Source organism: Actinosynnema sp. (assembly GCF_052038725.1).
Map to the genome: position 1 here is coordinate 1 of NZ_JBQGCX010000539.1, position 3,736 is coordinate 3,736.

General features: G+C 72.8%; 4 protein-coding genes and 1 riboswitch. All 4 genes read left to right on the forward strand.

Annotated elements, in window-relative coordinates:
- The first annotated feature begins 94 nt into the window (after positions 1-94).
- A complete protein-coding gene (gene rsmA / locus ACTUAL_RS10895; RefSeq protein WP_440900166.1) occupies positions 95-991 on the forward strand; it encodes a 16S rRNA (adenine(1518)-N(6)/adenine(1519)-N(6))-dimethyltransferase RsmA in 897 nt (298 codons plus the stop codon).
- Between the two features lie 87 nt (positions 992-1,078).
- Positions 1,079-1,171: riboswitch (SAM riboswitch) on the forward strand.
- Between the two features lie 216 nt (positions 1,172-1,387).
- Positions 1,388-2,389, forward strand: coding sequence for a methionine ABC transporter ATP-binding protein (locus tag ACTUAL_RS10900; protein WP_012783271.1), 1,002 nt, complete (start codon positions 1,388-1,390; stop codon positions 2,387-2,389).
- Complete coding sequence (locus ACTUAL_RS10905) at positions 2,386-3,069, forward strand: methionine ABC transporter permease (RefSeq protein ID WP_012783272.1); 684 nt, start codon at positions 2,386-2,388, stop codon at positions 3,067-3,069. The genes ACTUAL_RS10900 and ACTUAL_RS10905 overlap by 4 nt, the downstream gene beginning before the upstream one ends.
- Before the next feature lie 63 nt (positions 3,070-3,132).
- A partial coding sequence (locus ACTUAL_RS10910; protein WP_440900167.1) for a MetQ/NlpA family ABC transporter substrate-binding protein occupies positions 3,133-3,736 on the forward strand: 604 nt, incomplete at its 3' end.

Sequence of the window (3,736 nt, forward strand, 5' to 3'; positions counted from 1 at the left end):
CCGAAGGTTTACCGAAGGCTCCCGCGCGACCGGCGCGGGGGCCTTCGGCGTCACCGGGGACCGAGCACCCCGCGCGATCGTGGACAATGGCCCGGTGAGCGAAGCCCCCACCGGCACCCCGCAGAGCGACCCCGGCGCGGCATCGGCGCTGCTGGGCCCGGCGGACGTGCGCAGGCTCGCCGCCGAGCTGGACGTCCGGCCGACCAAGAAGCTCGGCCAGAACTTCGTGCACGACCCCAACACCGTCCGCAAGATCGTCGCCGCCGCGAACCTGCGCCCCGACGACGTGGTGCTGGAGGTCGGCCCCGGCCTCGGCTCGCTCACCCTCGCCCTGCTCCCGGCCTGCGCGAGCCTGGTCGCCGTCGAGATCGACCCGGTGCTCGCCGCGCGCCTCCCGGCGACCGCCGCCGAGCGCGCCCCGTCGCTCGCGGCGAACCTGTCGGTGGTCACCGCCGACGCCATGCGCGTCACCGCCGCGCAGCTCCCGCACGCGCCGACCGCGCTCGTCGCGAACCTGCCGTACAACGTCGCCGTGCCCGTCGTGCTGCACCTGCTCGCCGAGCTGCCGTCGCTGCGCACCGGTCTGGTGATGGTGCAGTCCGAAGTCGCCGACCGGATGGCCGCGGGCCCCGGCTCCAAGGTCTACGGGGTGCCCAGCGTCAAGCTCGCCTGGTACGCCGACGCCCGCCGCGCCGGCCCCGTCGGGCGCTCGGTGTTCTGGCCCGTGCCCAACGTGGACTCCGCGCTGGTCGGCTTCACCCGCCGCGACACCCCGCTGTCCGACGTGCCGCGCGAGGTGCTGTTCCCGCTGGTCGACGCCGCTTTCGCGCAGCGCCGCAAGACCCTGCGCGCCGCCCTGTCCGGCTGGGCGGGCTCCGCCGCCGAGGCCGAGCGCAGGCTCGTCGCCGCGGGCGTCGACCCGTCCGCCAGGGGCGAGCAGCTGGCCGTCACCGACTTCGTCCGGATAGCCGAGGTCTCGACCGGTCACTGACCGTTGATCTTTCGGCCGACAGTGTGATCTGACGAACGATCCTCTTACAGGCTTGCGTCAGGCGCGTTTCATCGGGTCTACTCGTTCCTGCCATCCCGAGCGGCCGAGAGACCTGGCTCCACGACGCCGCAGCAACCACCCTCCCAAGGGGGCAGGTGCTTCCGCCAGGGTCGATGGAGGATCACGTGCCCACGATGCGAATGCTCACGCGCAGGCGAGTAGTCGACCACGGCCGCCGCACGGCGACCGCCTGTCGCACCTGCCTCGTCTAGAGCGCATCCCCCCAGGCACTTCGTCGTCCCCTCTCTCCAGCAGCGGGACAACCACACCCTGAACTGGTCCCCGGTCGCCCACGCCACGAGCGTGCGCCGCCGCACGCAGTCGTGGAGCGAAAACGTGATCACTGTCGAGAACCTCACCAAGTCCTTCCCCGGCGGCACCCGCGCCCTCGACGGCGTGAACCTCGAGGTCGCCGCGGGCACCGTCATCGGCGTCGTCGGCCCCTCCGGCGCGGGCAAGTCCACGCTCGCCCGCTGCGTCGCGCTCCTGGAGCGCCCCGACAGCGGCGCCATCCGCGTCGACGGCACCGACCTCGTCTCGCTCGGCGGCACAGCCCTGCGGGCGGCCCGCAGGCAGATCGGCGTCGTCCCCCAGGGCGACTCGCTGCTGCGCCAGCGCACCGCCGCGGGCAACGTCGCGCTCCCGCTGGAGGCCGCGGGCGTCCCCGGCCCGCAGCGCCGCGCCCGCGTCGGCGAGCTGCTCGACCTGGTCGGCCTCACCGACAAGGCCGCCTCCTACCCCGACCAGCTCTCCGGCGGCCAGCGCCAGCGCGTCGCGGTCGCCCGCGCCCTCGCGGCCAGCCCGTCCGTGCTGCTGGCCGACGAGCCCACCTCCGCGCTCGACCCCGAGACCACCGGCTCCGTGCTGACCGTGCTCGACCGGGCGCGCGCCGAGCTGGGCGTCACCGTCCTGATCGTCACCCACGACATGGGCGTCGTCCGGAAGATCTGCGACGACGTCGCGGTCCTGGAGGACGGCCGGGTCGTGGAGAACGGCAAGGTCCTCGACCTGGTGGCCGACGCGAGCAGCCGCACCGCGTCTTCGCTGCTGCCCTCGGTCACCCAGAACCCCGGAGCCGAGCACGGCTACGACCGCACCGCCGACGTCGTCCTCGTCGGCTTCGCCGCGGTCGGCGCCCTGCTCCCGGAGGTCACCGCCCGGTTCGGCGTCGAGCTGAACCTGCTGGGCGGCGGCATGACCCGGCTCGGTGAGACCCCGGTCGCGCGCTTCCGCGTCGGCCTCAACGGTGAGCGCGCCGACTCGGCGCTGGAGTGGATCTCCGAGGCGGGCGGCTCCGTGCGCCGCGCCGCCAAGGGACCTCAGGGAGTAGCTGCGTGAGGAAGGCAACACCCTGGTCGACCGTGTTCGACTACCTCGTCACGGCAACGGGCGAGACGTTGTACATGGTGGCCGTGTCCACGCTGATCGCCACCGTGCTCGGCGTGCCGGTCGGAGTCTGGCTGCAGCTCACCGCACCCGGTGGGCTGCACCCCCGGCCACTGCTCCACAAGGTCCTCGGCTTCGTGGTCGACCTCGGCCGCGCCATGCCGTTCCTGGTGCTGCTGGTCCTGCTGACCTCGCTGACCAGGACCCTGATCGGCCAGTCCATCGGCCCGACGGCGGCGATCGTGCCGCTGTCGGTGGGCGCCATCCCGTTCGTGGCGCGGCTCGTGCAGAACGTGCTCTCCGAGGTGCACGTCACGATCGTGGAAGCGGCCGTGACCACCGGGGCGAGCACCCTGCGGATCGTGCGCAGCGTGCTGCTGCGCGAGTCGCTGCCCGCGCTGGTCAACGCCATCGGCGTGACCGCGATCGCCCTGCTCGGGTACTCCGCCATGGCGGGCGTGCTCGGCGGCGGCGGGCTCGGCGACCTGGCCGTGCGCCTGGGCTACCAGCGCTTCGACGACCGGGTCCTGTGGTCCACGGTCGCGGTGCTCGCGGTGGTCGCCACGGTCATCCAGTTCGGCTTCAACCGCCTGGCCCGAGGTCTCGACCGCAGGCGCCACGCGTCCATCTGAGCCACCCTGAGGGCTCTCGCACACCTCTTCCACACCCGCACCACCACACCGAAGGAACACCCCATGCGTATTCGTGCTGCCCTCCTCACGCTGCTGCTGGCCGCCTCGGCGACCGCCTGCGGCAGCGGCGACAGCGCCGGTGGCGGTGCGTCGGCCGACCCTGGCGCCCCGCTGAAGGTCGGCGTCAGCCCCGTCCCGCACGCCGCGGTCCTGCGCTACGTCGCCGACAACCTCGCCTCGGCCAAGGGCCTGAAGATCGAGGTCGTGGAGTTCACCGACTACGTCCAGCCCAACACGGCGCTGGTCGACGGCTCGCTGGACGCCAACTACTTCCAGACCGTGCCCTACCTGGACACCTTCAAGGCCTCCAGCGGCGAGGACCTGGCGTGGATCGCGGGCGTGCACATCGAGCCGCTGGGCGTCTACTCCCAGAAGCACAAGGCGCTCGCCGACCTGCCCGAGGGCGCCAAGGTCGCCGTCGCCAACGACGCCACCAACGAGACCCGCGGCCTCAAGCTGCTCCAGGCCAACGGCCTGATCAAGGTCAAGGCGGGCACCGAGGACACCGCGACCGTCCAGGACGTCGAGGACAACCCGAAGAAGCTGGAGTTCGTCACCCTGGAGGCGGCCCAGCTGCCCCGCTCGCTCGCGGACGTCGACGCCGCCG